The sequence below is a fragment of the Brevundimonas phoenicis genome, from assembly GCF_047237745.1.
GTDB lineage: Bacteria > Pseudomonadota > Alphaproteobacteria > Caulobacterales > Caulobacteraceae > Brevundimonas.
The window spans coordinates 228478-253231 of sequence record NZ_JBDFLN010000001.1; the positions used below are offsets into that span (position 1 = coordinate 228478).

General features: G+C 69.0%; 28 protein-coding genes. 12 read left to right on the forward strand and 16 right to left on the reverse strand.

What is annotated here, in order from left to right:
• Positions 1–59: 59 nt before the first annotated feature.
• A complete protein-coding gene (gene htpX, locus ABC419_RS01085) occupies positions 60–1058 on the reverse strand; it encodes a zinc metalloprotease HtpX (protein ID WP_412876598.1) in 999 nt (332 codons plus the stop codon).
• 99 nt (positions 1059–1157) lie between these two features.
• On the opposite strand from htpX, the gene ABC419_RS01090 reads away from it, so the two are divergent.
• The gene (locus tag ABC419_RS01090; protein WP_125899577.1) at positions 1158–1400 is read left to right on the forward strand and encodes a DUF1674 domain-containing protein; all 243 of its coding nucleotides are present in this window, start codon (positions 1158–1160) and stop codon (positions 1398–1400) included.
• 208 nt (positions 1401–1608) lie between these two features.
• Entirely contained in the window at positions 1609–2442 is an 834-nt protein-coding gene (locus ABC419_RS01095) for a hypothetical protein (protein ID WP_200168698.1), read from the forward strand.
• Between the two features lie 277 nt (positions 2443–2719).
• On the opposite strand, the gene pyrF is transcribed toward ABC419_RS01095, so the two are convergent.
• Positions 2720–3442 (reverse strand): orotidine-5'-phosphate decarboxylase, encoded by a 723-nt coding sequence (gene pyrF / locus ABC419_RS01100; protein WP_412876597.1) that lies wholly within the window; start codon positions 3440–3442, stop codon positions 2720–2722.
• Between the two features lie 98 nt (positions 3443–3540).
• Between pyrF and ABC419_RS01105 the strand changes: the two genes are divergently transcribed.
• Positions 3541–4239, forward strand: a complete 699-nt coding sequence (locus ABC419_RS01105; RefSeq protein WP_087139683.1) for a MarC family protein — start codon at positions 3541–3543, stop codon at positions 4237–4239.
• A gap of 3 nt (positions 4240–4242) precedes the next feature.
• On the opposite strand, the gene ABC419_RS01110 is transcribed toward ABC419_RS01105, so the two are convergent.
• The 4 genes from ABC419_RS01110 to glpK form a co-directional block, all read right to left on the reverse strand.
• The gene (locus ABC419_RS01110) at positions 4243–5049 is read right to left on the reverse strand and encodes an SDR family NAD(P)-dependent oxidoreductase (RefSeq protein WP_412876596.1); all 807 of its coding nucleotides are present in this window, start codon (positions 5047–5049) and stop codon (positions 4243–4245) included.
• A gap of 10 nt (positions 5050–5059) precedes the next feature.
• Positions 5060–5536 carry an Rrf2 family transcriptional regulator gene (locus tag ABC419_RS01115; RefSeq protein WP_087139679.1) on the reverse strand — a complete coding sequence of 159 codons (477 nt, stop codon included), beginning with the start codon at positions 5534–5536 and terminating at the stop codon, positions 5060–5062.
• Between the two features lie 88 nt (positions 5537–5624).
• Positions 5625–6713 carry a phosphotransferase family protein gene (locus ABC419_RS01120; RefSeq protein WP_412876595.1) on the reverse strand — a complete coding sequence of 363 codons (1089 nt, stop codon included), beginning with the start codon at positions 6711–6713 and terminating at the stop codon, positions 5625–5627.
• Complete coding sequence (glpK, locus tag ABC419_RS01125) at positions 6710–8209, reverse strand: glycerol kinase GlpK (protein ID WP_412876594.1); 1500 nt, start codon at positions 8207–8209, stop codon at positions 6710–6712. The genes ABC419_RS01120 and glpK overlap by 4 nt, the downstream gene beginning before the upstream one ends.
• A gap of 57 nt (positions 8210–8266) precedes the next feature.
• On the opposite strand from glpK, the gene ABC419_RS01130 reads away from it, so the two are divergent.
• Positions 8267–9241, forward strand: a complete 975-nt coding sequence (locus ABC419_RS01130; RefSeq protein WP_412876593.1) for a threonine ammonia-lyase — start codon at positions 8267–8269, stop codon at positions 9239–9241.
• Positions 9242–9297: 56 nt separating this feature from the next.
• Positions 9298–9753 (forward strand): MaoC family dehydratase, encoded by a 456-nt coding sequence (locus ABC419_RS01135; RefSeq protein WP_412876592.1) that lies wholly within the window; start codon positions 9298–9300, stop codon positions 9751–9753.
• 111 nt (positions 9754–9864) lie between these two features.
• Here the strand turns inward: ABC419_RS01135 and ABC419_RS01140 are convergent, their stop codons facing one another.
• On the reverse strand, positions 9865–10797 hold the full coding sequence (locus tag ABC419_RS01140) for a Gfo/Idh/MocA family oxidoreductase (RefSeq protein WP_412876591.1): 933 nt from the start codon (positions 10795–10797) through the stop codon (positions 9865–9867).
• 5 nt (positions 10798–10802) lie between these two features.
• Positions 10803–11963, reverse strand: a complete 1161-nt coding sequence (locus ABC419_RS01145) for a DegT/DnrJ/EryC1/StrS family aminotransferase (RefSeq protein ID WP_412876590.1) — start codon at positions 11961–11963, stop codon at positions 10803–10805.
• 206 nt (positions 11964–12169) lie between these two features.
• On the opposite strand from ABC419_RS01145, the gene ABC419_RS01150 reads away from it, so the two are divergent.
• The 3 genes from ABC419_RS01150 to ABC419_RS01160 all read left to right on the forward strand — a co-directional run bounded on the left by ABC419_RS01150 (position 12170) and on the right by ABC419_RS01160 (position 14738).
• Complete coding sequence (locus tag ABC419_RS01150) at positions 12170–13276, forward strand: AGE family epimerase/isomerase (protein WP_412876589.1); 1107 nt, start codon at positions 12170–12172, stop codon at positions 13274–13276.
• Positions 13273–13782 (forward strand): D-glycero-alpha-D-manno-heptose-1,7-bisphosphate 7-phosphatase, encoded by a 510-nt coding sequence (locus tag ABC419_RS01155; RefSeq protein WP_412876588.1) that lies wholly within the window; start codon positions 13273–13275, stop codon positions 13780–13782. The genes ABC419_RS01150 and ABC419_RS01155 overlap by 4 nt, the downstream gene beginning before the upstream one ends.
• Positions 13783–13844: 62 nt before the next feature.
• Positions 13845–14738, forward strand: a complete 894-nt coding sequence (locus ABC419_RS01160) for an alpha/beta fold hydrolase (protein WP_412876587.1) — start codon at positions 13845–13847, stop codon at positions 14736–14738.
• Between the two features lie 87 nt (positions 14739–14825).
• Here ABC419_RS01160 and ABC419_RS01165 read toward each other — a convergent pair whose 3' ends face one another.
• From ABC419_RS01165 to ABC419_RS01175, 3 genes are all read right to left on the reverse strand, one after another.
• Positions 14826–15050 (reverse strand): alkylphosphonate utilization protein, encoded by a 225-nt coding sequence (locus tag ABC419_RS01165; protein ID WP_003166615.1) that lies wholly within the window; start codon positions 15048–15050, stop codon positions 14826–14828.
• A 63-nt stretch (positions 15051–15113) separates the two neighbouring features.
• Positions 15114–15719, reverse strand: coding sequence for a DUF4168 domain-containing protein (locus ABC419_RS01170; RefSeq protein WP_412876586.1), 606 nt, complete (start codon positions 15717–15719; stop codon positions 15114–15116).
• Positions 15720–15890: 171 nt separating this feature from the next.
• A complete protein-coding gene (locus ABC419_RS01175) occupies positions 15891–17951 on the reverse strand; it encodes an NAD(+) synthase (RefSeq protein WP_412876585.1) in 2061 nt (686 codons plus the stop codon).
• Between the two features lie 177 nt (positions 17952–18128).
• Between ABC419_RS01175 and ftsY the strand changes: the two genes are divergently transcribed.
• From ftsY to ABC419_RS01190, 3 genes are all read left to right on the forward strand, one after another.
• Positions 18129–19064, forward strand: a complete 936-nt coding sequence (gene ftsY, locus ABC419_RS01180) for a signal recognition particle-docking protein FtsY (protein WP_412876584.1) — start codon at positions 18129–18131, stop codon at positions 19062–19064.
• A gap of 5 nt (positions 19065–19069) precedes the next feature.
• Positions 19070–19714 carry an inner membrane-spanning protein YciB gene (locus ABC419_RS01185; RefSeq protein ID WP_412876583.1) on the forward strand — a complete coding sequence of 215 codons (645 nt, stop codon included), beginning with the start codon at positions 19070–19072 and terminating at the stop codon, positions 19712–19714.
• Positions 19715–19987: 273 nt separating this feature from the next.
• Entirely contained in the window at positions 19988–20647 is a 660-nt protein-coding gene (locus ABC419_RS01190; RefSeq protein ID WP_412876582.1) for a MarR family winged helix-turn-helix transcriptional regulator, read from the forward strand.
• A 51-nt stretch (positions 20648–20698) separates the two neighbouring features.
• Here the strand turns inward: ABC419_RS01190 and ABC419_RS01195 are convergent, their stop codons facing one another.
• The 5 genes from ABC419_RS01195 to ABC419_RS01215 all read right to left on the reverse strand — a co-directional run bounded on the left by ABC419_RS01195 (position 20699) and on the right by ABC419_RS01215 (position 23715).
• Positions 20699–20929, reverse strand: a complete 231-nt coding sequence (locus tag ABC419_RS01195) for a hypothetical protein (protein ID WP_412876581.1) — start codon at positions 20927–20929, stop codon at positions 20699–20701.
• Between the two features lie 69 nt (positions 20930–20998).
• A complete protein-coding gene (locus tag ABC419_RS01200; protein WP_412876580.1) occupies positions 20999–21562 on the reverse strand; it encodes a DsbE family thiol:disulfide interchange protein in 564 nt (187 codons plus the stop codon).
• Entirely contained in the window at positions 21559–21711 is a 153-nt protein-coding gene (ccmD, locus tag ABC419_RS01205; protein WP_412876579.1) for a heme exporter protein CcmD, read from the reverse strand. Before ccmD ends, ABC419_RS01200 begins: the two co-directional genes overlap by 4 nt.
• Before the next feature lie 12 nt (positions 21712–21723).
• The gene (gene ccmC / locus ABC419_RS01210) at positions 21724–22443 is read right to left on the reverse strand and encodes a heme ABC transporter permease CcmC (RefSeq protein ID WP_412876578.1); all 720 of its coding nucleotides are present in this window, start codon (positions 22441–22443) and stop codon (positions 21724–21726) included.
• 237 nt (positions 22444–22680) lie between these two features.
• Entirely contained in the window at positions 22681–23715 is a 1035-nt protein-coding gene (locus ABC419_RS01215) for an adenosine kinase (RefSeq protein ID WP_412876577.1), read from the reverse strand.
• Positions 23716–23863: 148 nt separating this feature from the next.
• On the opposite strand from ABC419_RS01215, the gene ABC419_RS01220 reads away from it, so the two are divergent.
• A complete protein-coding gene (locus ABC419_RS01220; RefSeq protein ID WP_412876576.1) occupies positions 23864–24754 on the forward strand; it encodes an ATP-grasp domain-containing protein in 891 nt (296 codons plus the stop codon).

Sequence of the window (24754 nt, forward strand, 5' to 3'; positions counted from 1 at the left end):
ACCGATTTCGCTCTAGCGGCTTAAGCCCGCGCACGCAAAGGCCCATCCTTGCGGAAGCCTCAGCCCCACGGCCCGCGCGGCGGCGCGGCGGGGGCGTCGTCGGTCGTCGGCACGCTGGTTCCCCGGATCGGCGCGGCAGAGGGTGCCGGCGAAGGCGCAGGCGCGACGAAGGCCGCCGCCGGACGCACGCGCCCGCCCATGCCCATCTTCGCGCCCAGCTCCATCAGGGCGCGGACGCGATTGCCGGTGGCCGGGTGGGTCGAGAACAGATTGTCCGCTCCCTTCCCGTTCAACGGATTGATGATGAACATATGGGCCGTCGCCGGATTGCGCTCGGCCGGGGCGTTGACCGCGCCCCGCGCATAGGTCTCGATCTTCTGCAGGGCCGAGGCCAGGGCCTGAGGGTCGTTGGCGATCTCGGCGCCGACGCGATCGGCTTCGTATTCACGAGTGCGGCTGATGGCCATCTGCACCAGGCCCGCCGCCATCGGCGCCAGCAGCATCAGGGCGATGGTTCCGATCATGCCGCCCGGACGCTCGCGGTCGTCGCCGCCGCCGAAGAACAGGGCGAAGTTGGCCAGCATGGCGATGGCGCCCGCCACCGTCGCCGTGACCGTCATGGTCAGGGTGTCGCGGTTCTTCACATGGGCCAGTTCATGCGCCATCACGCCGCGGATTTCTTCGCGCGTCAGCATGTCCAGCAGGCCCGTCGTCGCCGCCACCGCCGCATTCTGGGGGTTGCGTCCCGTGGCGAAGGCGTTCGGCTGATCGTTCGGGATGATGGTGATGTTGGGCAGGGGCATGCCGGCGTCCTGCGCCATCTGCTTCACATCGGCGACATAGGCGCGCACCACGGCGTTGGGGTGGGTCTCGTCCACCGGCTGGGCGCGGTACATCTTCAGGACGATCTTGTCCGCGTTCCAATAGCTGAAGACATTCATGCCCGCCGCCACGACCAGGGCGATCGCCATGCCGGGCCCTTTGCCGATCAGATAGCCGATCCCCATGAACAGGGCGGTCATCGCGGCCAGCAGGGCGAATGTCTTCAGATGGTTCATGCGGGGCTTCAGGCGAAAGGTTTCAGGCGACAGGGGTGGCGTGTTCAGCCGGAACGTCTATTTGAGCCGCAGTATCCCCGCTCTCAAGGCAGGCGACCTGTGACCGAACAGCCCACCCCCCCGACTGAACCTTCCCCCGAGGAAGCCTTCAACGCCGACGTGCCCCACGCCACGCCCGAGCGCCCCCTGAACGAGGTCGCCCGCCGCGCCCTGCTGGAGGCCGCCGAACGCCGCGCCGCCGAGGAAGCCGCTGCGCTTCCGAACGAGGTCGGCGGCCGCAAGGGACCGGAACCGACCCGTTTCGGCGACTGGGAGAAGAAGGGCCTGGCGGTGGACTTTTAAGGCGCTACCGCTCGCCGCGCGGCGGCTCGCTGCTTGAGCTGATTAGGGCGCTATGGCTCGCCGCCCGACGGCTCTCTGCCTGGGCGAAGGCGACCTGGACGCCTCATGCCTCCTACCGATGCGGCTTCCCGGTTCCCTTGACGGGAGAATAGTGAACGCTCTGGCGAGATCCGCATTAACCTTTACGGCTGAAACAAGGAGCGCAGCCATGAAGGCCCTATTTTACGCCGCCGCAGGCGCGGCGGTCCTCATCGCCGGAGCGGCCGAGGCCCATCAGGCCGGCGCCCGATATAACGCCGCCGCCGGCTACGCCCGCGGTCCCGTGGTCCAGAGCCGCGCCCAGACCTGGTACAGCGACACCGGCTGGCAGGGCGGCTACGGCCCGATCGAAAGCTACGGCTATGGTTACGGCTACGGCGGCGCCGGGGTTCGTCCGCCGGTCGTGATCGCCCCGTCGCAGCCGCCGATCCAGCACGGCGGCTACGCCTATTCCGGCGTCACCCGCTCCATGCCCTTCGGCTATCCGGTCGACGGCTACGGCCGCTATCCCTGGGCGCGCGCCGGCTATGGCGGGTACGGCGGCCAATATCAGGGCCAATATCAGGGCGGCTACCAGCAGGGCTATTATCAGGGCGGATACGGTCACGACTGCGGCCGCTGCGGCCCGCCGCCCCAGCCTATGCAGCCGGTGCATTACCGCGCCGAGCCGATCTATGTCAGCCAGCCGCCGGTCTATGTCTCGCAGCCGCCCGTCTATGTGGAATCGCCGCCGGTCTTCGTGCAGCCGGCCCCGGTCTACGTCGAGCCGGCCCGCGTCCACGTGGCGCCGCCGCCGGTCCATGTGGCCGCCGCCGACGTGCGCGTCGCCCCGGCCCAGGTCGAAGTGGCCCGCCCCAACGTCTACGTCGAGCCGCCGCGCGTCGAAACCGCGCCGCCGGTCGTGAACTTCGACCAGGGCTATTACGCCGTGCCGCCCGCCCCGCCGGCGCCGCCGTCTCCGACCGAGCGGCCCTACCGCCAGGAACGCGGCGAACGCGGCTGATACGAAAAAGGGCGGCGTCCACAGACGCCGCCTTTCTTCTTGGCTGAGTTCGCGTCAGAGGCTGGTCTTTCTGCCCCGCTCATCCCGGCGGACGCCGGGATCCAGTGCTTTGGCTTCAAAACGCCAGGTTCAATGAGCAGCCGCCTGTTTGGCGCTCTTGCTGGATCCCGGCGTCCGCCGGGACGAGCGGAAATGAGGGGCTTCGCCAACACTCAAGATGAGTTCAGTCTTTCTGTTTCACGTGAAGCAGACCCCTTACGGATCAAGCCCATAGGCCTCAGACCAGGGCGATCTCCTGGGTGATCGCCTGGGCCGCCGCACGCGGATCGGCGACGGCGGTGATCGGACGGCCGATGACCAGATGGGTCGCGCCAGATTGCAGGGCGCTGGCCGGGGTCGCGGCGCGCGCCTGATCGTCCATGGCCGCGCCTGCGGGCCGTACGCCCGGCGTCACGATCAGGAAGTCCTCGCGCCCCGCCGCCACGGCGATCTCGCGCGCCCGGCTCGCCTCATGCGGGCTGGAGACGACGCCGTGGATACCGGCCTCCAGCGCCTGACGCACCCGCTGCTCCACCAGTTCGGCCGCCGACAGGCTGTGGTCGTCCGCCTTCAGATCGTCGTCCATCAGGCTGGTCAGGACGGTGACGCCCAGAATCTTCAGGTCGGATCCCGCCGCCCCGCGCGCCGCCGCCGCCATCACCTGCGGCCGGGCGTGGACGGTCAGCAGGTCGCAGCCCGCGTTCGCCAGCACCGCCGTCGCCTTCTCCACCGTCGCGCCGATGTCGTGCAGCTTCCAGTCCAGAAACACCTGAGCGCCCGACGCCTTCAGCTCGCGCGCCAGCCCCATGCCGTCCGAGGCGAACAGCTGCAGCCCGACCTTGTAGAAGCCGACCGCATCGCCGATCCGCTCGACCAGCGCGCGCGCCTCATCGGTCGTCGGCACGTCCAGGGCGCAGATGACGCGCGGGTCGAAGGGGCGATTGGGGCGATCTTGCGACATTTCCGGCTCTCGGCGGCTTGCAGGCGCGCGCGGATGCCCCGATAGGTGAGACAAGGGGTCGCGGTCGCGCGGCGGGTTTTCTAAGGCGGGGGCAAGCAATGAACGCGGTCGATCTGGGGGTCAACCTGTTCGTGGCGCTGTTCGCCCTGCTGGACCCGATCGGCAATGTGCCGATCTTCGCGGCGGCCACGGCGGGCGCCTCCCTGCGTCAGCGCATCACCGTCTCGGCCATGATCTGCGCCTTCGCGGCGGTCTTCCTCGGCTTCTTCTTCTTCACGGGCCTGGGCCTGCTGCAGTTCTTCGGCATCTCGCTGGCCGCCTTCCGCATCGCGGGCGGCATCCTCTTGCTGCTGCTGGGCCTGGACATGGCGCGCGAGGACTTCCTGAAGATCTTCGCCGACGCCGACGCCGCGACCGACGCCCAGGACGTGCGCGGCTACGCCAAGCGCCGGTTCAAGCGCCTGATCGTGCCCTTCGCCATTCCCCTGATGATCGGGCCCGGCGCCATCTCGGCCATCATCATCCAGGCGGGCGAGGCCCAGAAGCTGGGCGCGGCGGGCACGGCCGCATCGCTGACCGCCATGGTCGCCGCCTGTGTCGTCACCTTCATGTGCTTCGCCGCCACCGGCCCGATCAGCCGCATCCTGGGCGACGTCGGCATGGCCATCGTGGTGCGGGTGCTGGGCCTGATCCTGTGCGCCCTGGCGATCCAGTTCATCCTGATGGGTCTGGGCGAGGCCCTGCCGGGCATGTTCAGCGCGGGCGTCACCACCCCCTACCCCTCCGGCGGCCACTAAGCGTCAGAGGCGGTCCAGCCGTCTGGCGTGGCCGCCGACCATCTTCAGCGCCAGGGCGTCGGGCAGCAGCCCGCCCAGCGCCGCCAGCACATTGTTGGCGACACCCGGCGTCACGCGCGGCCGATTGGCTTCGACCGCGTCCCAGCCGATGCGGGCCACGCGGTCGGCGTCCATCCACATCCACTTCGGATAGGCGGCCGAGACCTGATCGCGCGAGCCGTTGACGTCGTGGAACTCGGTATAGGTGTAGCCGGGGCACAGGGCGGTGACGTGCACGCCGGTCCCTTGCGTTTCCAACCACAACCCCTGCGACGCCTTGATCAGGAAGCTCTTGATCGGGCCGTACAGGGTGTCGCCGCCGGTCGCCAGCATCTGTCCGGCCAGGGAGGCCACGTTCAGCACCCGGCCCCAGCCGCGCGCGACCATGCCGGGCAGCACCAGGCGCGACAGTTCGACCGGCGCGCTCAGCATGACGCGGATCATGGCGGCGTGGTCGTCCGGATCGGTCGTCAGAAAGCCCGTGGTGCGGCTGAAGCCCGCGTTGTTGATCAAGCCGTCGACGCTCAATCCCCGCGCCGCGATCGCCTCGACCAGACGCGCGGGCGCCTCCGGCTCGGCCAGATCAGCGACGACCACGGTTGCGGCGATGCCATGGGCGCCGGCCAGCTCCTCGGCCAGGGCCTGAAGCGGCCCTTCGCGCCGGGCGGTCAGGATCAGGTCATGCCCCCGCGCCGCGCAGACGCGCGCCAGGGCGGCGCCGATGCCCGCCGAAGCTCCCGTGATCAGAACGGTGCGACGCCCCTCCCCCAAGGACGCCTCGTCAGGCCGCGTCGGCGTTGGGGCAGCACGGATGCGGCGCGAACGGACGCAGCACTTCCGGGTCTTCGGCCAGCAGGTCGGCGATCGTGATCTTCGACAGGGCCGCGCCCGCCGCCTGATCCGCCGCCGTCAGGGCCTTGGCCACCTGGCGCGGAATATGCTCGCCGACCGGGCAGCCCTTGGCGCCGGCGGGCGGCGAGCCCAGCTGGGCGCAGCCGTTCACCGCCTTCAGCACCTCATCCAGGCGAATATCCTCGGGCCGCCGCAGCAGCCACGAGCCGCCCGACGCGCCGGGGCGCGTGGCGATCAGGCCCGCCTTGGCCAGCAGGGCCGTGACCCGGCGGATCACCACCGGGTTGGTCGGCACCGAAGCCGCCAGGACGGCGCTCGGCTCGGCCTCGGTCGCCGCATAGGCGCCCTTGTGGGCCAGATAGGCCAGGGCGTGGGCGGCGACGGGAAAACGTTGGCTGTCAGACATCAGGGTTCATGCTCCTGATGGGAAGGTAGGCCTTCCGAGGGCGTTTCACAAATCGATCCGTAACAAAAACTGTTTCTGTATGGCTCCGCTAGGCTCCGGCCTTGCGCGCAAAGCCCCAGGCCGCGTCCGAAAGCGGGCCGACCTGGGCCGCCATCGCCCGCGCATGGGCGCTGGCGGCGGTGCCGTCGCGCACCCGTCCGGCGATGCCCTGACAGATGGCCGCCAGCCGGAACAGGTTGTAGGCGAACAGCCAGTCCAGGTTCGTCGGCGCCGCCGTCCCGGTCTTCTGCGCATAGCGTTCGACCGTCTCCTCGACCGACGGAACGCCCAGCGTCTTGAGGTCCGCCCCCGCCAGGCCGTTGCGCAGGGACGCCGGGATCACCCAGGCGATCAGCAGATAGGAGAAGTCCGCCATCGGGTCGCCCAGGGTCGACAGCTCCCAGTCCAGCACCGCCCGCACCTTCGCCTCGGCCGGATCGAGGATCAGATTGTCGAGGCGGAAGTCCCCATGCACGATCCGCGTCGGCCCCTCGGGCGGCAGGCTGTCGGGCAGGAAGGAGATCAGCCGGTCCATGGCCGCGATCGGCTCGATCTCGGAGGCGCGATACTGCTTGGTCCAGCGCCCCACCTGGCGCGCGAAATAGTTCCCCGCCCTGCCGTAGTCCGCCAGGCCGACGGCGTCGGGCTCCAGCCGGTGCAGGGCCGCCAGCGTATCGACCTGGGCGTCATAGACGGCGCGGCGCTCCGGCGAGGTCAGGCCCGGCAGCTTCAAGTCCCAGAAGATGCGGCCCTCGACCTTCTCCATGACGTAGAAGATGGAGCCGATGACGTCATCATCCGTACACAGAGCATAGGGCCGCGCGACCGGAAAACCCTGGGCGTGCAGGGCCGAAATGACGGCGAACTCCCGGTCCACGGCGTGGGCGCTGGCCAGCAGCGCGCCCGGCGGCTTGCGACGCAGCACATAGGTCCGGCCCGGCGTGGTCAGCTCATAGGTCGGGTTGGACTGGCCGCCCTTGAATTGTCGGATGGTCAGCGGCCCGGCGTAGCCCTCGACGTTCGCCGCCAGCCAGGCGTCCAGCGCCGCCTCGTCCAGCCGATGGCGGTCGTCGACCTCGCGCGTGCCCGAAAACGCGGTTTGAGCGTCCAATGCCTGTGAATCCGCGGCCTCGGTCATTCCCCCTCCTCCGGCTGGGCGGCGATGATGGCCGCCCGCACTGCGCCGCGCCAGCCCTTGAGCAGCCGCGCCCGCGCCTCGGCCTCCATGCGCGGGGTCCAGACGGCGGGCGCTTCGGCCGGAGCTGTCCACAGCGCCTCGGTCAGGCCCACGCCATAGGCCGCCAGTCGCGCCGCCCCCATGGCGGTCATCTCCTGGAAGGCGGGACGTTCGACCTCGACCTCGCAGATGTCGGCGATGAACTGCATGGCGAAGGCGTTGGCGGTGACGCCTCCATCGACCTTGAGCCGTTTCAGCGGCGGCGCCCCGTCCTTCGTCAGGGCGTCCAGCAGGTCGCGGGTCTGATAGGCCAGGCTCTCCAGCGCCGCGCGGACCATGTGCGCCGGTCCGCTGTCACGGGTCAGGCCGACGACCGCGCCCCGCGCCTCCGGTTCCCACCACGGCGCGCCCAGCCCGGTGAAGCCGGGGACCAGATAGACCCCGCCGTTGTCCTTCAGCGTCTGGGCCATAGCCTCCGACTGACGCGAGTCCGACAGCACCTTCAGCCCGTCGCGCAGCCACTGGATCGCCGACCCGGCCGAGAAGATGGACCCCTCCAGCGCATAGGCCGCCTGCCCTCCCGCCGCATAGCCGAGCGTTCCCAGCAGGCGCGAGGTCGAGGCCACCGGCGCCGCCCCCACATTGGCCACCAGAAAGGCGCCGGTGCCGTAGGTGATCTTGGCGTCCCCCGCCGTCAGCGCGCCGTGGCCGACCAGGGCCGCGTGCTGATCGCCCGCCGAGCCGTGAATGGGCAGGGCGCGACCCAGCAGGGACGCATCGGCCTCGCCTAGCAGCGCGTCGCAGTCGCGGATTTCCGGCAGGGCCTCGATCGGCACGCCGAACAGGTCACACAGGTCCGGCCGCCACGTGCGCGTCGTCAGGTCCATCAGACTGGTGCGGCTGGCGTTGGTGGCGTCAGTGACGTGGCTGTTTCCGCCGGTCAGCTTCCAGATCAGCCAGGCGTCGATGGTGCCCAGCTTCACCTCGCCCCGCGCCGCCCGTTCGCGCGCGCCGGGCACGGCGTCCAGCAGCCAGGCGTATTTCGACGCCGAGAAATAGGGGTCGAGGATCAGGCCCGTCGCCGCCTGAATCATGGCCTCATGCCCCTGCGCCGCCAGCCGCGTGGTCGCCTCAGCCGTGCGTCGGTCCTGCCAGACGATGGCGCGGTACAGGGGCTCGCCGGTCGCCGCGTCCCAGATGACCGAGGTCTCGCGCTGGTTGGTGATGCCGATGGCGGCGAAGCGGCCGACGCCGCCCGCCTTCCTGACCACCTCGCGACAGGTCTGCAGCGTCGCGCGCCAGATCTCGGCCGCGTCATGCTCGACCCAGCCCGACTGCGGGAAATGCTGCGCCAGCTCGATCTGGCTGACGGCGACCGCATGAAAGGCCCCCTCGGGCGAGACCTCAAACGCGATCGCCCGCGTCGAGGTCGTGCCCTGGTCGATGGCGAGGATCATATTTGCTTGCATGATGTGAGTTATGCAGAGCCTGCGCCGCGACGTAAGAGGGAACCCATGCATACGCCCAGCTTTGAAGGCGTCGTCGACGCCGCCCGCCAGATCGCCTCCGCCGCCGTCCGCACGCCGTTGATCGAGCACCCGGCCCTGAACGAGGCCGTCGGCGGTCGCGTCCTGATGAAGGCCGAGACCTTTCAGGTGGCGGGCGCCTTCAAATTCCGCGGCGCCTATAACCGCGTCAGCCGACTGAACGAGGAAGAGAAGACGCGCGGCGTCGTGGCCTATTCCTCGGGCAACCACGCGCAGGGGGTGGCGGCGGCGGCCAAGGGCGTCGGCGCGCCCGCCGCCATCGTCATGCCGTCCGACAGTCCGGCGGTGAAGGTCGAAGGCGTGCGCGCCTTCGGCGGCGAGGTGCGCTTCTACGACCGCTGGACCGAAAGTCGCGAGGCCATCGGCGCCGAGATAGCGGCCGAGCGCGGCTCGGTGCTGGTCCCGCCGTTCGACGATCCCTTCATCATCGAGGGCCAGGGCACGGTCGGACTGGAGATGCTGGAGCAGGCGGGCGTGCCGATGGACCAGCTGCTGTGCGGCGCCTCGGGCGGCGGGCTGATCGCCGGGATCAATCTGGTCATGGCCGAACAGAGCCCGGACACCCGCGTCATCGTGGTCGAGCCGGACGCCTTCGACGACACCCGCCGCTCGCTGGAGGCGGGCGCCCGCACCGCCCATCCGCAAGGGTCGCCGTCCATCTGCGACGCCCTGATGGCGCCCATTCCGGGCGAACTGACCTGGCCGATCAACCGGCGTCTGGCGGGCGCCGCGACCGTCACCGACGCCGAGGTGGCCGAGGCCATGCGCTTCGCCTTCCGCTGGCTGAAGCTGATCATCGAGCCGGGCGGCGCCGTGTCCCTGGCGGCGCTGCTCTCGGGCAAGGTCGAGGCGAAGGGCCTGACCACCGGCATCGTCCTGTCGGGCGGCAACGTCGACCCCGGCCTGTTCAGCGAAATCATCGAGGGACGCTTCGAGGGGTAGGCCTTGCCTCCGCCCCCCTCCCCGCGCAAGGCTGGCGCAAACGGGAGGGGCGTCACATGACCAAGGCCAGCGAACTTCAATCCCTGATCGGACAGGAGGTCGGCGTCAGCCGCTGGTTCGCGCTGGATCAGGCGCGCATCGACGCCTTCGCCGGACTGACCGAGGACGAGCAGTTCATCCACGTCGACCCCGAGCGCGCCAAGGCGACGCCCTTCGGCGGGACCATTGCGCATGGCTTCCTGACTCTCAGCCTCGCCTCGGCCATGAGCATGGATGCGGTCGCCCCGCTGGATGATCTGGTCATGGGGGTGAACTACGGCTTCGACCGCCTGCGCTTCCTCGCCCCGGCGCCGTCGGGATCGCGCGTGCGCGGCCGTTTCAAACTGCTGTCAGCCGAGGACAAGGGGGGCGGCCGATGGCTGCTGAAGCACGAACTGATCGTCGAGATCGAAGGCGGCGACAAGCCCGCCCTGATCGCCGAATGGCTGACGATGCAGGTGGTGAAGGCCTAACCATCCGCTCATCCCGGCGGACGCCGGGATCCAGTGCTTTGGCCCCAGACGCCGCGCTTGCAGTTCTCACTGGGCCCCGGCGTCCGCCGGGGTGAGCGGAGTATCAGGCGATCACTCCCCCAGGCACCTCAGCGCCACTTCCAGATTGCGCAGGCCGTCTTCGCCGCTGACGGCCGCCGTCTCGCCGGTGCGGATGGCGTGGATGAAGGCCTCGTGCTCCTTCTTGAGCGGCTCCGCGGGCCAGGCGTTCAGCATCCGCGTGGAGTATGAGCCGTCCGGCTGCTGGCCGAAGAATTCCGTCACCTGGCGGGTGATCAGGTCGGCGACGATGAAGCGGTTCTTGGTCGCCACCTGCAGGACGCGGGTCTTGTAGGGCGTGACCCAGTTGGTGGTGATGTGGGCGATCACCCCATTGTCCATGCGGAACTGCAGCAGGGCCGAATCCTCGCGCGACGCATGGGTGTGGCCCAGCAGCGACTGGACCTCGGTCATCTCCGACCCCGTCAGGTGGCGGATGATGTCGATGTCGTGCACCGCCAGGTCGATGACCACCCCGACCTCGCCCATGCGCGGCGGGAAGGGGCCGACGCGGGTGATCTGGATGGAGATGATCTCGTCGCCGTCGATGGCGCGCTTGACCGTCTCGACCGCCGGGTTGAAGCGCTCGACATGGCCGACCATCAGCACGCGGTCATTGGCCTTGGCCGCGTCGATCATGGCCTGGGCGTCGGCCACCGTGGCCGCGATCGGCTTCTCGACCAGCACATGGACGCCCGCCTTCAGCAGGGCCACGCCCAGTTCGGCGTGATAGCGGTTCGGCGTGGCGATGACGGCGGCGTCCAGTCCGGCGGCCACGAAGGCCTCGGCGGTCGTCACGGCGGTCGCCCCATAGGCGGCGGCCACGCCCTCGGCCGTCACGGCGTCCGGATCGAAGACGGTCGTCAGCTCGACATCGCGCAGCTCGGCCAGGACGCGGGCGTGGTTGCGGCCCATGACGCCGGCGCCGGCGACGCCGATCTTGAGGGGGGTCTGATGGAGGGTCATGCGGATCAGGCCTTGAAGCTGGCGACGGCGGCGATGATGCGGTCCTGGGTGTCTGCGTCCAGATCAGCGTGCATCGGCAGGCTGATCACCACATCCTTCAGCCGCTCGGTGACAGGCAGGCCGCCCACGCCGCGCGGATAATGTTCATAGGCGGGCTGAAGGTGCAGCGGGATCGGATAATAGACCGCCGTCGGCACGCCCTGATCCTTCAGGTGCAAGGCCAGGGCGTCGCGGTCCGAATGCTCGACCGTGTACTGCGCCCAGTTGGAGACGTTGCCCGCCGGGACGTCCGGAACCTTGGCCACATGGGGACGTAAGGCTTCATTGTAGCGGGCGGCGGCGGCGTTGCGCCACTCGATCTCCTGGGCGAAGACCTTCAGCTTCTCGATCAGGACGGCGGCCTGAATGGTGTCCAGACGGCTGTTCAGACCGATGCGCATGTTCAGATATTTGGGGTCGTGGTCGAAGGTCCGGTCCTTCAGGTCGACGCCCACCGCCTTGCCGTGAACCCGGATGGAATCCATCAGCTGAGCCAGGTCGTCGTCATTGGTCAGCACCGCCCCGCCGTCGCCGTAGCAGCCCAGCGGCTTGGCCGGGAAGAAGCTGGTGGTGGTCACATCGGCCCATTTCAGCGGGTGCGCGCCGTCGATGGTGCAGCCGAACCCCTGCGCCGAATCCGAGATCAGCTTCAGCCCATGCTTGTCGCAGATCACCTTGATCGCCGGATAGTCGGCGGGCTGGCCGAACAGGTCGACGGCGATGACCACGCGCGGTGTCAGGCGGCCCTCGGCCTTGATCCCTTCGATGGCGCGCTCCAGCGCGGCCGGGTCCATGTTGTAGGTGTTTTCGTCCACGTCGACGAAGACCGGCTCGGCGTCGAACCAGGGCACCACCTCGGCCGTGGCGGCGAAGGTGAAGCTGGGCACGAAGACGGCGTCGCCGCGCCCGATCCCCCAGGCCATCAGCGGCAGGGCCAGGGCGTCGGTGCCGTTGGCGCAGCCCAGGGCGTGCTTGGCCTTGCCGAAGGCGGCCAGGTCGGCCTCGAACTGGCGCACCTGCGGGCCCATGACCCAGGCGCCGCCGACGACGGCCTCCTGAACGGCGGCCTCGATCTTGCCGCCGAGGCGCAGCCGCTGGGCCTGAAGGTCGATGAAGGGAATGGTCATTGCGATGTCGCTCTCTCGATGGGGCCGGCGCGGGCGGAAGTCCAAGGCTCCGAGGCGCGGACGCGAAGGCGGGTCGTCTGTGTCAGCCTGCGTCCTAGCAAAGCGGCGGGGTGCTGAACAAACCCCCCGGAGTCACTTCGCGTTGCGCGATGCAACGAAAACCATGGCTTGGCAAAATCGGCGACCCTGCCTAAGCCCGAACCATCATGATCTTGTCAAACGCACAAATCCGGGTCCGCGACTGGCTGTTTCGCCAAGCCCTGCCGCTGTGGGCGACCGCTGGCGCCGACTCCGAAGGGCGTTTCTATGAGAAACTGGATTTCGACGGTCGGCCCATCACCGGCTTGCCGCGGCGCACACGCGTCCAGGCGCGACAGGTCTATGTCTTCGCCGAAGCGGCTTCGCTCGGCTGGATAGAAGGCGAGGCTTTGGCGCGGCGCGGGCTCGAGGTTCTGATCCGCGACAATCAGCGCGACGACGGCCTGTGGGTCCGCACGACCAACGATGCAGGAGCCGTTCTGGACCCGGCGCCGGACCTCTATGACCTGGCCTTCGTCCTGTTCGGACTAGCGGCCGCCCACCGGGTGCTAAAGGACGAACGCGCCCTGCCCTTGGCCCTGGCGACCCTGGCGGCGATGGAAGCCGGCATGGCCGATTCCCTCCATGGCGGCTGGCACGAGGCCTTGCCGCCGAGCCTGCCCCGACGCCAGAATCCGCATATGCACCTGCTGGAGGCCCTGTTGTTCTGGCAGGCTGCGGCGCCGCATCCCGCCTGGGACAGCGCTGCGCGACGCATCCTGGACCTGTTCGCCACGCGTTTCTTCGACGCCCACTTCGGCGTCCTCGGCGAGTATTTCGCCGCCGACTGGTCCATCGCCCCCGGCGCCTTGGGCGAGGTGGCCGAGCCAGGCCACCACATGGAATGGGTCTGGCTGCTGGATCAGGCTCGTCGCCTGGGCCTGCCCGGACACTCCGACAAGGCCGATGTCCTGTTCCGCGTCGCCCTGGAGCGGGGCTTCGACGCCGAGGGGCACGCCCTGCGCGAGATAGGACGGGAGAAGGGTCTTCTGGACGCCGGCCGCCGCCTGTGGTGCCAGACCGAGACCCTGCGCGCCTTGCGGCTGCGCGGCGAGATGGAACGCGCTGACGCCCTGCTGGACGGCATCTTCGCCACCTATCTGGCCACGACCACGCCCGGTCTGTGGGTCGACACCTACGACGCTGACGGACGTTCTCAGGACGCGGCCGTTCCAGCCTCGACCTTCTATCACCTGATGACGGCCTTTTCGGCCTTGCTGACGGAAACTGCATGACCCAGCGCCCGGCCGCTTTTCTCGACCGCGACGGCGTGTTGATCGTCGACAGCGGCTTTCCTCACCGGCCCGACCAGCTGGTGCTGATCCCCGGCGTCGCCGAGGCGGTGAAGCGGCTGAACGACGCGGGCTACATGACCGTCATCGTCACCAATCAGTCGGGCGTGGCGCGCGGCATGTTCAGCGAAGAGACCATGCACGACTTCAACCGCCTGCTGGTCGCGCGGCTGGCCGAAGGCGGCGGACGCATCGACGCCGTCTACGCCTGCCCCTTCCATTCTGAAGCGGCGGACGAACGCTATCGCCATCCCGACCACCCCGACCGCAAGCCCAATCCCGGCATGTTGTTGAGGGCCGCCGCCGAGCACGACCTCGACCTCTCCCGCTCGCTGATGATCGGCGACCAGCCCTCGGACATGGAGGCGGCGCGGCGCGCAGGCGTGGCGGGCCACCGCTTCACCGAAGGCGATCTCGATCAATTCATCCGCGATCTGCCGCCCGCCTGATCGCTATTCCGCATCCGATGAATTAACGTCGCTCGAACGGAACTGCTGTTCGGAGACGATCCATGCCGATGACCACCCCGCTGGCCGACCGCTATGTCGAGCGGCGCTGGACCTCGCCGGACGGCCTCAGCCTCTACGCCCGCGACTATGCTCCGGCCGAGGGTCCGGCGCGCCTGCCGGTCATCGCCATCCACGGCCTGACGCGCAACAGCGCCGATTTCGGCGTCATCGCCGGCCTGATCGCCCACAGCGGTCGCCGCGTCCTGGCCGTCGACGTGCGCGGGCGCGGCCGGTCGGACCGGGCGCCCGATCCCATGACCTATACGCCGGACGTCTATGCGAAGGATGTCGTGGCCCTGATGGAGCAGGCAGGGATCGAGAAGGCGGTCTTCCTCGGCACCTCCATGGGCGGGTTGATCACCCTGGCGCTGACGGCCATCAAGCCCAAGGCCATCGCCGCCGCCATCCTCAACGACGTCGGCCCCGAGGTCGCGGCCGAGGGCCTGGCCCGCATCGCCGCCTATACCGGCCAGCCCGTCGTAATCGAAAGCTGGGACGACGCGACCGCCTACGCCCGGCGCATCAATGAGGCGGCCTTCCCTCACTATACGGACGCCGACTGGGCCGCCTTCGCCCGCCGCGTCTTCCGCGAGGGGACCGAAGGGGCGCCCGTGCTGGACTATGACCCCGACATCGCGGCGCCGATCAAGGCGGCGGGGTCCAAGGCGCTGGTTCCCAACCTGTGGCCCTCGTTCCGGGCGCTGGCGCGCAAGAAGCCGACCCTGCTGGTGCGCGGCGGAACCTCGGACCTGCTCAGTACCGCCATCGCCGACAAGATGAAGAAGGCCGCCCCCGCCCTGGCCTATGCCGAGGTTCCCGGCGTCGGCCACGCCCCCATGCTGGACGAACCCGAAGCGCGCGCGGCCATCTTCGAGTTTCTGGCGGAGGTGGGCTGAGGCAGCCTGCCGGGCCTCCAGCAGCACGAGGCCCGGTCGACCAGCTACATTGGCCTCAAGTAGCGCGAAGCGCGGTAGGCCCTCTAATCAAGCCTTCTTCACGAACTCCGTGCGCAGGACCAGGCCGCGCACCTTCTCGACGTTGGCCTCGATTTCGTCGGGGTCGCCGGTCAGTCGGATGTTCTTGACCAGGGTGCCGCGCTTCAGCGTCACCCCGCCCGAGCCCTTGACCTTCAGATCCTTGATCAGGGTCACGCTGTCGCCGTCCGACAGGAGGTTGCCGTTGGAGTCCTTGGTGACGTCGTCGCTCATGATCAGTCCTGTCTGAATGGAAGAAGGGCCGCCGCATCAGCGACGGCCCTCGTTACAACTGGCCTATTCCCCCTGACGCGTCTGGGCAAGGGCGATGCGCGCTTGCAGATGCTCATCCTGGGCCGTGGCGGCGGAAATGGCGTTGAACCGCTCGATCTCAAGGCCCGAGTTCTGGATGGCGGCGGCCATCTGGGCCTGCTGTTCGGCGTTCGGCTGGGCGCCGTTCAGGGCGCGGGCGATGCCCGAGATCTCGCCCATGGCGGCGGCGAACTGACCGGCTTCAGCGTCGGTGACGCCGGCCCCGACCGAGCCGGGCGCGGACGGCGTCGCGCCCGCCACCGCCGCGCGGGCCTGCAGCACCGGGTCAGCCGAAACGGCGGCCGAAATGGCGTTGAAGCGCTCGACGGCCAGGCCCGAGTTCTGCACGGCGCCGGCCATCTGGGCCTGCTGCTCCTCGGTGGGCGTTCCGTTCTGGACGGAGGCGGCCACGCTCTGGACCGTCTTCATGGCGGCGGCGAACTGGGTCAGTTCGGCGTCAGTCGGTTCACCGGCTGCGGCTGGCGCGGCGGCGGGCGCCGGTTCAGCGGCGTCCTGCGCCAGGGCGGGCGCAGCGGTCAGGAACAGGGCGGCCAGAATGGCGGTCGGGGCGGCGGCCGTTGCAAAACGCATGGCGTATCCTTCTTCAGCCCCGAACGCTCAGCCCAAGGCTGACCCGGACAGATCCGGGCTCTCCCGCACGACCGGGTGTGTCAGGCTCACAGAGGGCGGGGAGAAGAAAACGCTAACCCGCGCCGTGCGGGCGGGTAAACCCCAGGCAGGTCGTTTCAACCCCTGCGCGCATCAGTCCGGTGTATTGGCATCCAGTTCGTCCAGCCACACCCGCGCCGAGGAATCCGACGGCGCCCGCCAGTCGCCGCGCGGCGACAGCGACCCGCCCGTCACCACCTTCGGCCCGTTCGGCACGGCCGAGCGCTTGAACTGGCTGGTCTGGAAGAAGCGGATCAGGAACTTCCGCAGCCACCCCTTGATGGTCGCCAGGTCGTAGGCGACGCGATCCGCCTCCGGCAGACCGACCGGCCAAGCGCCCGTCGCTGCATCGCCCCAGGCCTGATGCGCCAGATAGGCGACCTTGGACGGCTTCAGGCCGAAGCGGCTGATGTAGAACAGGAAGAAGTCGTTCAGCGCATAGGGGCCGACGATGGACTGCGTCGACTGGATCGCCCCATCGGCCCCCGCCGGCACCAGTTCGGGCGAGATCTCCGTGGCCAAGATGGCTGCCAACGTCGGAACCGCCGCCTCGCCCACCAGACCGCGCTCGGCCACCCAGCGGATCAGGTGCTGGATCAGGGTCTTCGCCACCCCGCCGTTGACGTTGTAGTGGCTCATGTGGTCGCCGACGCCATAGGTGCACCAGCCCAGCGCCAGTTCCGACAGGTCGCCGGTGCCCAGCACGAAGCCGTGGTTCTGATTGGCCAAGCGGAACAGATAGTCGGTGCGCAGGCCCGCCTGGACGTTCTCGAAGGTGATGTCGTGCACCGGCTCGCCGTCCGCGAAGGCGTGGCCGATGTCGCGCAGCATCTGTTCGGCGGCGGGGCGAATGTCGATCTCGGCCCCCGTCACCCCCAGCGCCTTCATCAGCGCCCAGGCGTTCGACTTCGTCCCGTCCGATGTGGCGAACCCCGGCATGGTGAAGGCCAGAATCCCTGTGCGCGGAAGCTCCAGCCGGTCGAAGGCGCGACAGGCGACCAGCAGGGCCTGCGTCGAATCCAGCCCGCCCGAAACGCCGATCACCAGCGTCTTCGCCCCCGTCGCCGTCATCCGCCGCATCAGGCCCTGGACCTGAATGTTGAAGGCCTCGAAGCAGTCCTGATCCAGGCGCGCGGCGTCGTCCGGCACGAAGGGGAAGCGGTCCAGCGGACGGATCAGGGCGTCAGTCGCGGCTGCGCTTCGCGTCTTGAAGGTGATCGGAGTCGGGTGCTCCAGGCCTTCGCGACGGGCGCAGTCGGCGAAGGTGCCGTTGCGCAACCGGTCCAGACCGATGCGGTCCACGTCCACGTCGGCGACCGTCAGATGGCTGTGCAGGGCGAAGCGCTCGCCCTCGGCCAGCCGCGCGCCCAGTTCGTGGATGGTCGCCTGACCGTCCCAGGCGAGGTCCGTGGTGCTCTCGCCCCAGCCCGAGGCGGCGAAGACATAGGCCGACAGGGTGCGCGCCGACTGGCTGGCGCAGAGCAAGGCGCGCTCGTCCGCCTTGCCGATGACGATGTTGGAGGCCGAGAGGTTGCATAGGATGCGCGCGCCGGACAGAGCCAGCCGTGTTGACGGCGGCAGAGGCGCCCAAAAATCCTCGCAGATTTCAACGCCGAACACGAAGCCCGGCGTATTCTCTGCGCCGAACAACAGGTCCGGCGCCATGGGAACCCATTGTCCCGCCAGCGGCGCATAGGTCGGGCCTTCGCCGATATCCTGAGCCGAGGCGAACCAGCGTTTCTCATAATATTCACGATAGTTGGGCAGGTAGGTTTTCGGCACAATCCCGAGAACCTTGGCGTTCGCCACCACCACGGCGCAATTATAGAGGCTGTCGCCGCAGCGGATCGGGGCGCCGATGACCGCCGCGACGCCCGCTTCACCCGCAGCCAGTGCAAGGCGGCGAATACGCGCCTCGACCTCTTCCAGCAGGGCCGCCTGCATGTGCAGGTCGTCGATGGCGTAGGCGCTCAAGGACAGTTCGGGGAAGACCAGCAGGTCTGCGCCCTGTTCGCCCGCCTGACGGATCAGCCGTTCGTGTTCTTCAGCGTTGGCGGCCGGGTCGGCGACATGGACCACCGGGGTCGCGGCGGCGACGCGCACGAAGCCGTGGCTGCGCGGGGCGTGGAAGGAATGCGTCTCAGACTTCGCCATCTATTTTCCGCTCATCCCGGCGGACGCCGGGAGCCAGTGAGAGCCATAGGCACAGACCTTGCGGCCTTCCCGATCAATATAGGGTTGCGCCGCGAAGCCAAAGCACTGGCTCCCGGCGTCCGCCGGGATGAGCGGTTTGTAGTGACCTGCGAACCTCTGTCGGCTAAGGCTCACGCCATGAGCGATACGCCCAAAAAAGGCTGGTTCCAGCGGCTGAGCGAAGGCCTGTCCCGGTCTTCGAAACAGATGACCGATCAGGTCGTCTCGACCTTCGTCAAAGAGCCCCTCTCGGAGGAGGCGCTGGAGCGGCTGGAAGAGCATCTGATCGAGAGCGATCTCGGCCCCGCCGCCTCGGCCCGCATCGTCGAGCGGTTCCGCGAGCTGCGCTTCGGCAAGACCTCCGACGAGCGCGAGGTCAAGGAGGCCCTGGCCGAGGCCGTGGCCGCCGAACTGACGCCGCGTCAGGCGACCTTCGATCCGCTGTCGGGGCCCAAGCCCTATGTCGTCCTGTTCGTCGGGGTGAACGGCTCGGGCAAGACGACGACGCTGGGCAAGATCGCCTCGGACCTGACGGCCAAGGGCGCCAAGGTGATGATCGTCGCCGGCGACACCTTCCGCGCCGCCGCCCGCGAACAGCTCAAGGTCTGGGCCGACCGCGCCGGCGCCCATTTCGAGAGCCGCCGCGACGGCGCCGACGCCGCCGGCCTGGCCTTCGACGCCTTCGCCAAGGCGAAGGAAGAAGGCTTCGACGTCGTGCTGATCGACACGGCCGGGCGGCTGCAGAACAAGTCGACCCTGATGGACGAACTGCTCAAGATCGTGCGCGTGCTGAAGAAGGTCGACGCCGACGCCCCGCACGAGACCCTGCTGGTGCTGGACGCCACCGTCGGCCGCAATGCGCTGGAGCAGGAAAAGATCTTCGGCCGCACGGCCTATGTCTCGGGCGTGGTGATGACCAAGCTGGACGGCACCGCGCGCGGCGGCGTCCTGGTGCCGGTGGCCCAAGCCTCGGACGCGCCGATCAAGCTGATCGGCGTCGGCGAAGGGGTCGAGGATCTGCAACCGTTCGACGCCCGCGCGTTTTCCCGATCCCTGGTCGGGCTTGAGGACTGAAGCGTATGAGTGAAGCGACCGAAACCAAGCGCCCGCAGTGGATTCGCCAGGCCGTCGACTTCGGCGCTCTGGTCGCCTTCATGGCCGCCTATTTCATCACCCGCGACATGATCAAGGCCACCTGGGTGCTGGTCATCGCCTCGATGATCGCCCTGGCGGTCGGCTTCATCCTGGAGCGGCGCCTGGCGCCCATGCCCCTGATCACCGGCGGCTTCGCCCTGGTGTTCGGCGTCCTGACCATCGTCACCGACGACGACCTGTTCGTGAAGCTGAAGCTGACGGTGCAGAACGGTTTACTGGCCGCCGTCCTGCTGGGCTCGCTGCCGCTGAAGACGTATCCGTTCAAGGCCCTGCTGGGCTCGGCCATCAAGGTGACGGACGAGGCCTGGCGCAAGCTGACCTTCCGCTACGGCCTCTACTTCCTGGCCGTCGCCATCGCCAATGAGGTGTTCCGCAGCCCGACCGCCGTCACCGCCATCTGGTCGACGCTGAACCTGGGAACGCCCGATCCCAACGGCGTCTGGACGGCCTTCCGCGGCGTGCTGTGGATCGCGGCCTCCATCTTCGGCCTGTCCCAGGTGCCGCTGATCCTGAAGAACATGACCAAGGACGAGGAACGCGGCCCCGTCTCCCCCGACACGGGCCTTTAGTTTTAGAGCGTCTCGCTTCTCGCCGTCATCCTCGGGTCAAGCCCGAGGATGAAGGAGTGAGTGGCCGTTTCACGCACCCATTCCGGGCCTCAAGTAGGGCGAAGCCCGATAGGCCCGCTAAACAAAGGCCTCAAGCAGCGCGAACGCGCGGTAGGCCCACTTAAATGTCTTCAAACCGTCAGCCTTAACGTCGTCAAAGCGTTAAGCCGGGCTGTTAGCTGTTGCAGCATCATCCGGCCACGGCCGGTATCGGGCTGTTCGGGAACGAAGACGATGATCAAGTCGGGCAAGCAGGCGAAGATCAAGGGCGGGCTGGCGGAATCGCCCAGCCATCTGATGCACCGCGCGTTGCAGCTGGCGCTGGACATCTACGCCGAGGAAGCCGGGCCGGACGGCCTGACCCAGCGCCAGTTCGCCGTGCTGGAAGCCGTGGCCGCCCGCTCGGGCCTGACGCAAACCGATCTGGTCAAGGCCACCGGCATCGACCGCTCGACCCTGGCCGACCTGGTGGCGCGGATGACGACCAAGGGCCTGCTGGAGCGCGAACGCTCGACGCTGGACGCCCGCGCCAAGGCCGTTCGCCTGTCGCCCGAGGGCGAGGCCGCCCTGCTGGCCGCCCGCCCGCGCGTCGAGGCCGCCGACAAGCGGATCATGGGCCTGCTGCCCAAGTCCAAGCGCGACAGCTTCCTGGACCTTTTGTGCAGCCTGTCCGACGCCGCCGACGCCGCCCCCGAACAGGCCCGCGCCGACATCAAGGCGGCGAAGAAGGCGGCCAAGGACGCCAAGAAGGCGGAAAAGGCCGCGCGCAAGGGCGACGGCAAGACCGACGGCCGCGGCAAGAAGAAGAAAAAGGGCGAGCCGGTCGTGGAGCAAGCACAGACCGACGTCGCCGACGCCGTCGTGGTTCCGCTCAAGGGCGCGGCTGAAGGCTAAGTCCTTCTCTTCCGGCGTCCGCCGGGATGAGCGGGGTATTGAAGCCGTCGCCTAAACCCGAATGTCGAGCAGGGAGCCGGGGCGTTGCAGGCGCGACGTCGGCGCGGTCTGCTCGACCGGCGCAGCAACCGCCGCAGCGGGACGCGCCGTCTCCTCGGCCGCAATCGGCGCCGCCAACCCCATGGCCTGGCGGAAGAAGGCCGACTGGGCCGTTCTCAGGGTATGGGCCGCACTGCCCGCCTGGGGCGGAAAGGCCGGCCGCTCGGACGAAATCGCGGACATGGGCTGAGGATGCCCGCGCTTCGTCTAGATATGGTTAATGCGCGATTCACCCTGTTTCGGGCGATCGCCTCAACGCGCGGGGGCGGTCAGGGCGTCGGTCAGCTTCTTCAAGTCCGCGTCGGTCAGGATCGGCCCCGAGGACTTGGCGACGATGGTCCCATAGGCGTCGACGGCGAAGCTCTCGGGCACGCCCGACACGCCCAGGTCCAGCCCGGCGCGTCCCTCGCGGTCGACCAGCACCAGGCGATAGGGGTCGCCCAGCTCTTCCAGGAAGGCGTCGGTGGCGACGGGATCGTCCTTATAGGCCACGCCGACCACGGCGATCCCCCGTTCCTTCAACTTCATCAGATGCGGATGCTCCAGACGGCACGGCGCGCACCAGCTGGCGAACAGGTTGACGATCATCGGCTTGCCCACGCCCGCCGTCTTCAGGTCCAGCAGGTCGTCACTGGCCTTGCCGTCCGCCAGGATGGGCAGGACCGTCGTCTCCGGAATCGGCTGGCCGACCAGGGCGTCCGGCCTATAGGTCGGACCCGCGGCGGGATCGCCCGCCATCCGGTCCATCTGCGTCATCAGGAAGATCCCCAGCGCCGCCAGGACGGCGATGGGCAAAAGGGCCAGCCAGCGTTTCATTTGCGCGCAGCCTCCAACCGGGCCAGCTCGCGCTTCCAGCGGCGGGCGGCGATGAGGGCGCGGGCCGACAGGGCGGCCAGCACAACGGCGCTGATCCCCCAGGCGGGCCAGACGAAGGCGCCGTAGGGGTTCATGTCCAGATCAAGCACGAAGCGCCTCCATTAGGCTTCCAGCGCCGCGCGGGCGCGAAGGGTCAGAACGCGGCGGCGACGGACCTCGGTGCGGATCGACGTCAGCCAGATCGCCCCGAACAACACGGCGTAGGCCGCCATCATGGTCAGCAGGGCGGGCAGAAAGACCGGGTCCACGCTGGTCCCGCCAGACCTCAGCAGCGAAGCTGGCTGGTGCAGGGTGTTCCACCAGTCGACCGAGAACTTGACGATCGGCAGATTGATCAGGCCGACCAGGCCCAGCACCGCCGCCGCCCGCGCCGCCTTGGCCTCATCATCGATCGAGGCGCGCAGGGCCATGTAGCCGAGGTAGAAGAGGAACAGCACCAGCACGCTGGTCAGGCGCGCATCCCACACCCACCACGTCCCCCACATGGGCTGGCCCCACAGGGAGCCGGTGACGAGGGCCAGGGCCGTGAAGGCCGCGCCCGGCACGGCCGCCGCCCGCGCCGCCGCATCGGCCAGCGGATGACGGAACACCAGGGCGAAGAAGCTGGACACGCCCAGCGCGCCATAGGCCATCAGGCCCAGGCTGGCGGCCGGAACGTGGATGAACATGATGCGGACGGTGTCGCCTTGCTGATAGTCGCCCGGCGCGGTGAAGCTGAACCACGTCCCGAGCAACAGCAGGCCGAGCGCGCAGATCCACAATACCGGAACCAGGGGGCCGGTGAAGCGCATGAAGCGGTTGGGATTGGCGAGGCCGAACATGGGCCGCCGATTACGCGGCCCAGCGCCCCACGGCAAGCGGGCGCCGCCTCCGACCCTTTGTCGCGGCTCTTCTCTTTCTTTCCGTCATCCTCGGGCTTGTCCCGAGGATCCAGCGCGGGGCGTCCCCGTCGGTGAACCGCTTTCACGCCTAGGCTGGATCAGCCTGTCGCCCCGCATCGCCGGACCATGGGCCCTCGGGACAAGCCCGAGGGTGACGATGTTGGAGCGCCGCGGCTCTTAGAGGCTCAGACCTTGCTGCGCCGCCAGGTCTTTCAGCCTCACCATCGGACGCGGGCCCCAGTGAGCGATGACTTCCGACGCGGCCAGCGAACCCAGAGCCCCGGCCTGCGCCAGGGACAGGCCGCGCGACAGGCCCAGCAGAACGCCCGCCGCGTACTGATCGCCGGCGCCCGTGGTGTCGACGACCTTCTCGACCGGATAGGCGGCGACCTCGACCCGCTCGCCGCCGCGGAACAGCACCGAACCGGCGGCACCGCGCGTCACGGCCGCCACCTCGACGATGCGGCCCAGGTGGGCGGCGGCGTGGTCGAAGTCCTCGGTCTCGAACAGGGCGTGCAGCTCGGCCTCATTGGCCAGGACGATGTCGGCCGAGGCCTCGATGAAGGCCAGCAGTTCGGCGCGCCAGCGGTGCACGACGAAGCTGTCCGACAGGGTGATGGCGACCTTGCGGCCCGCCGCATGGGCGGCGGCGGCGGCGGCCTCGAAGGCCGCGCGGGCCGGGGCCGGATCGAACAGATAGCCTTCCAGATAGACGATGGCGCTGTCGCCGATCACGGTCGCGTCGACGTCGGCCGTGGTCAGCTGGTTGGCGGCCCCCAGGAAGGTGCACATGGTGCGCTGGCCGTCCGGCGTGACGTTGATCAGGCAGCGGCCGGTGCCGAAGCCCTTGCCCGCGCCGTCTTCCAGCACGGGGGTGTCGAAGTGGACGCCGACGGCGCGGATGTCGTGGCTGAAGACCTCGCCCAGGGTGTCCTTGGCCACCTTGCCGATATAGGCGGCGCGTCCGCCGAACGAGCCGACGCCCGCCACAGTGTTGCCCGCCGAACCGCCCGAGGCCTCAACCCCCGCCGCCATGGCGTCATACAGGGTCGCGCTCTGCGCCTCGTCGACCAGTTGCATCGAGCCGGGGATCAGGCCCTTGGCCTCCAGGAAGGCCGCATCGCACGGCGCCAGGACGTCGACGATGGCGTTGCCCAGGGCGCAGACGTCGAAACGGGCGTTTTGGGCGAAGGCGGGCAGGGATTGGGTCATGTCCGCCCCATAGCGGGCGAGACGGCCGCGCGCCAGTGCGCCGGCCCTGCCTCCCGACGAAAAGCGACCCTTCACGCCGATGCGGCGGCGGCCTAAAGCCGATGGACCTGTTGCACACGGCCCCGCTGGGCCTTGCGGAGCCGCGCCCATGACCGACGTCGCCGTCCTGACCCCTGATCCGGCCGATCCCACCTATTCGACCCTGTGGCCCGGCGTGCTGGACCGGCTGGGCGAGGCGCTGGCGACGGCGGGAATCACGGCGCGGCCGACGCCCTGGACCGACCATGTCGAGAACGCCCGCGCCCTGATGGACTTCCCCCTGGTCCTGCCGCTGCTGGTCTGGGGCTATCATCAGGACCACGACCGCTGGGTCCAGGCCTGCGCGACCTGGACCGAGGCGGGCGCGCCCCTGGCCAATCCGGCCGCGACCCTGCGCTGGAACGCCGACAAGCGCTACCTGGCCCGTCTGGCGGAAAAGGGCGTCGCCGTGCCCGAGACGATCTTCGCCGACCACGTCGACGCTGCGGTTCTGGAAGCCGCCTTCGCCGCCACGGGGGCCGAGACCCTGATCGTCAAGCCGACCGTCTCGGGCGGAGCCTGGCGCACCCTGCGGGTGGCGGCGGGCGACCTGCTGGACGCGGCCCTGGCCGACGCCCCCGTCGGCGGCACGATGATCCAGCCCTATCTCAAGGCCATCGAGACCGAGGGCGAGACCTCCCTGCTCTATTTCGGCGGCGAGCTGAGCCACGTCGTGAACAAGCGCCCCGGCGCGGCGGGCGAGTTCCGCATCCAGACCCAGTACGGCGGACGCTACCAGGCGCTGAAGGCCGCGCCGCAGGGCGCGCTCGATCTGGCCGAACGCACCCTGGCCGCCATCGACGAAGACCTGCTCTACGCCCGCATCGACATGACCCGGAACGACGACGGCGACTGGGTGCTGATGGAGGCCGAACTGATCGAGCCGGACTTCTACCTGGCCGCCGCGCCTGAAGCCGGCGCCCGCTTCGGTCAGGCGGTGCGGACGCGGCTGGAGCGTTAA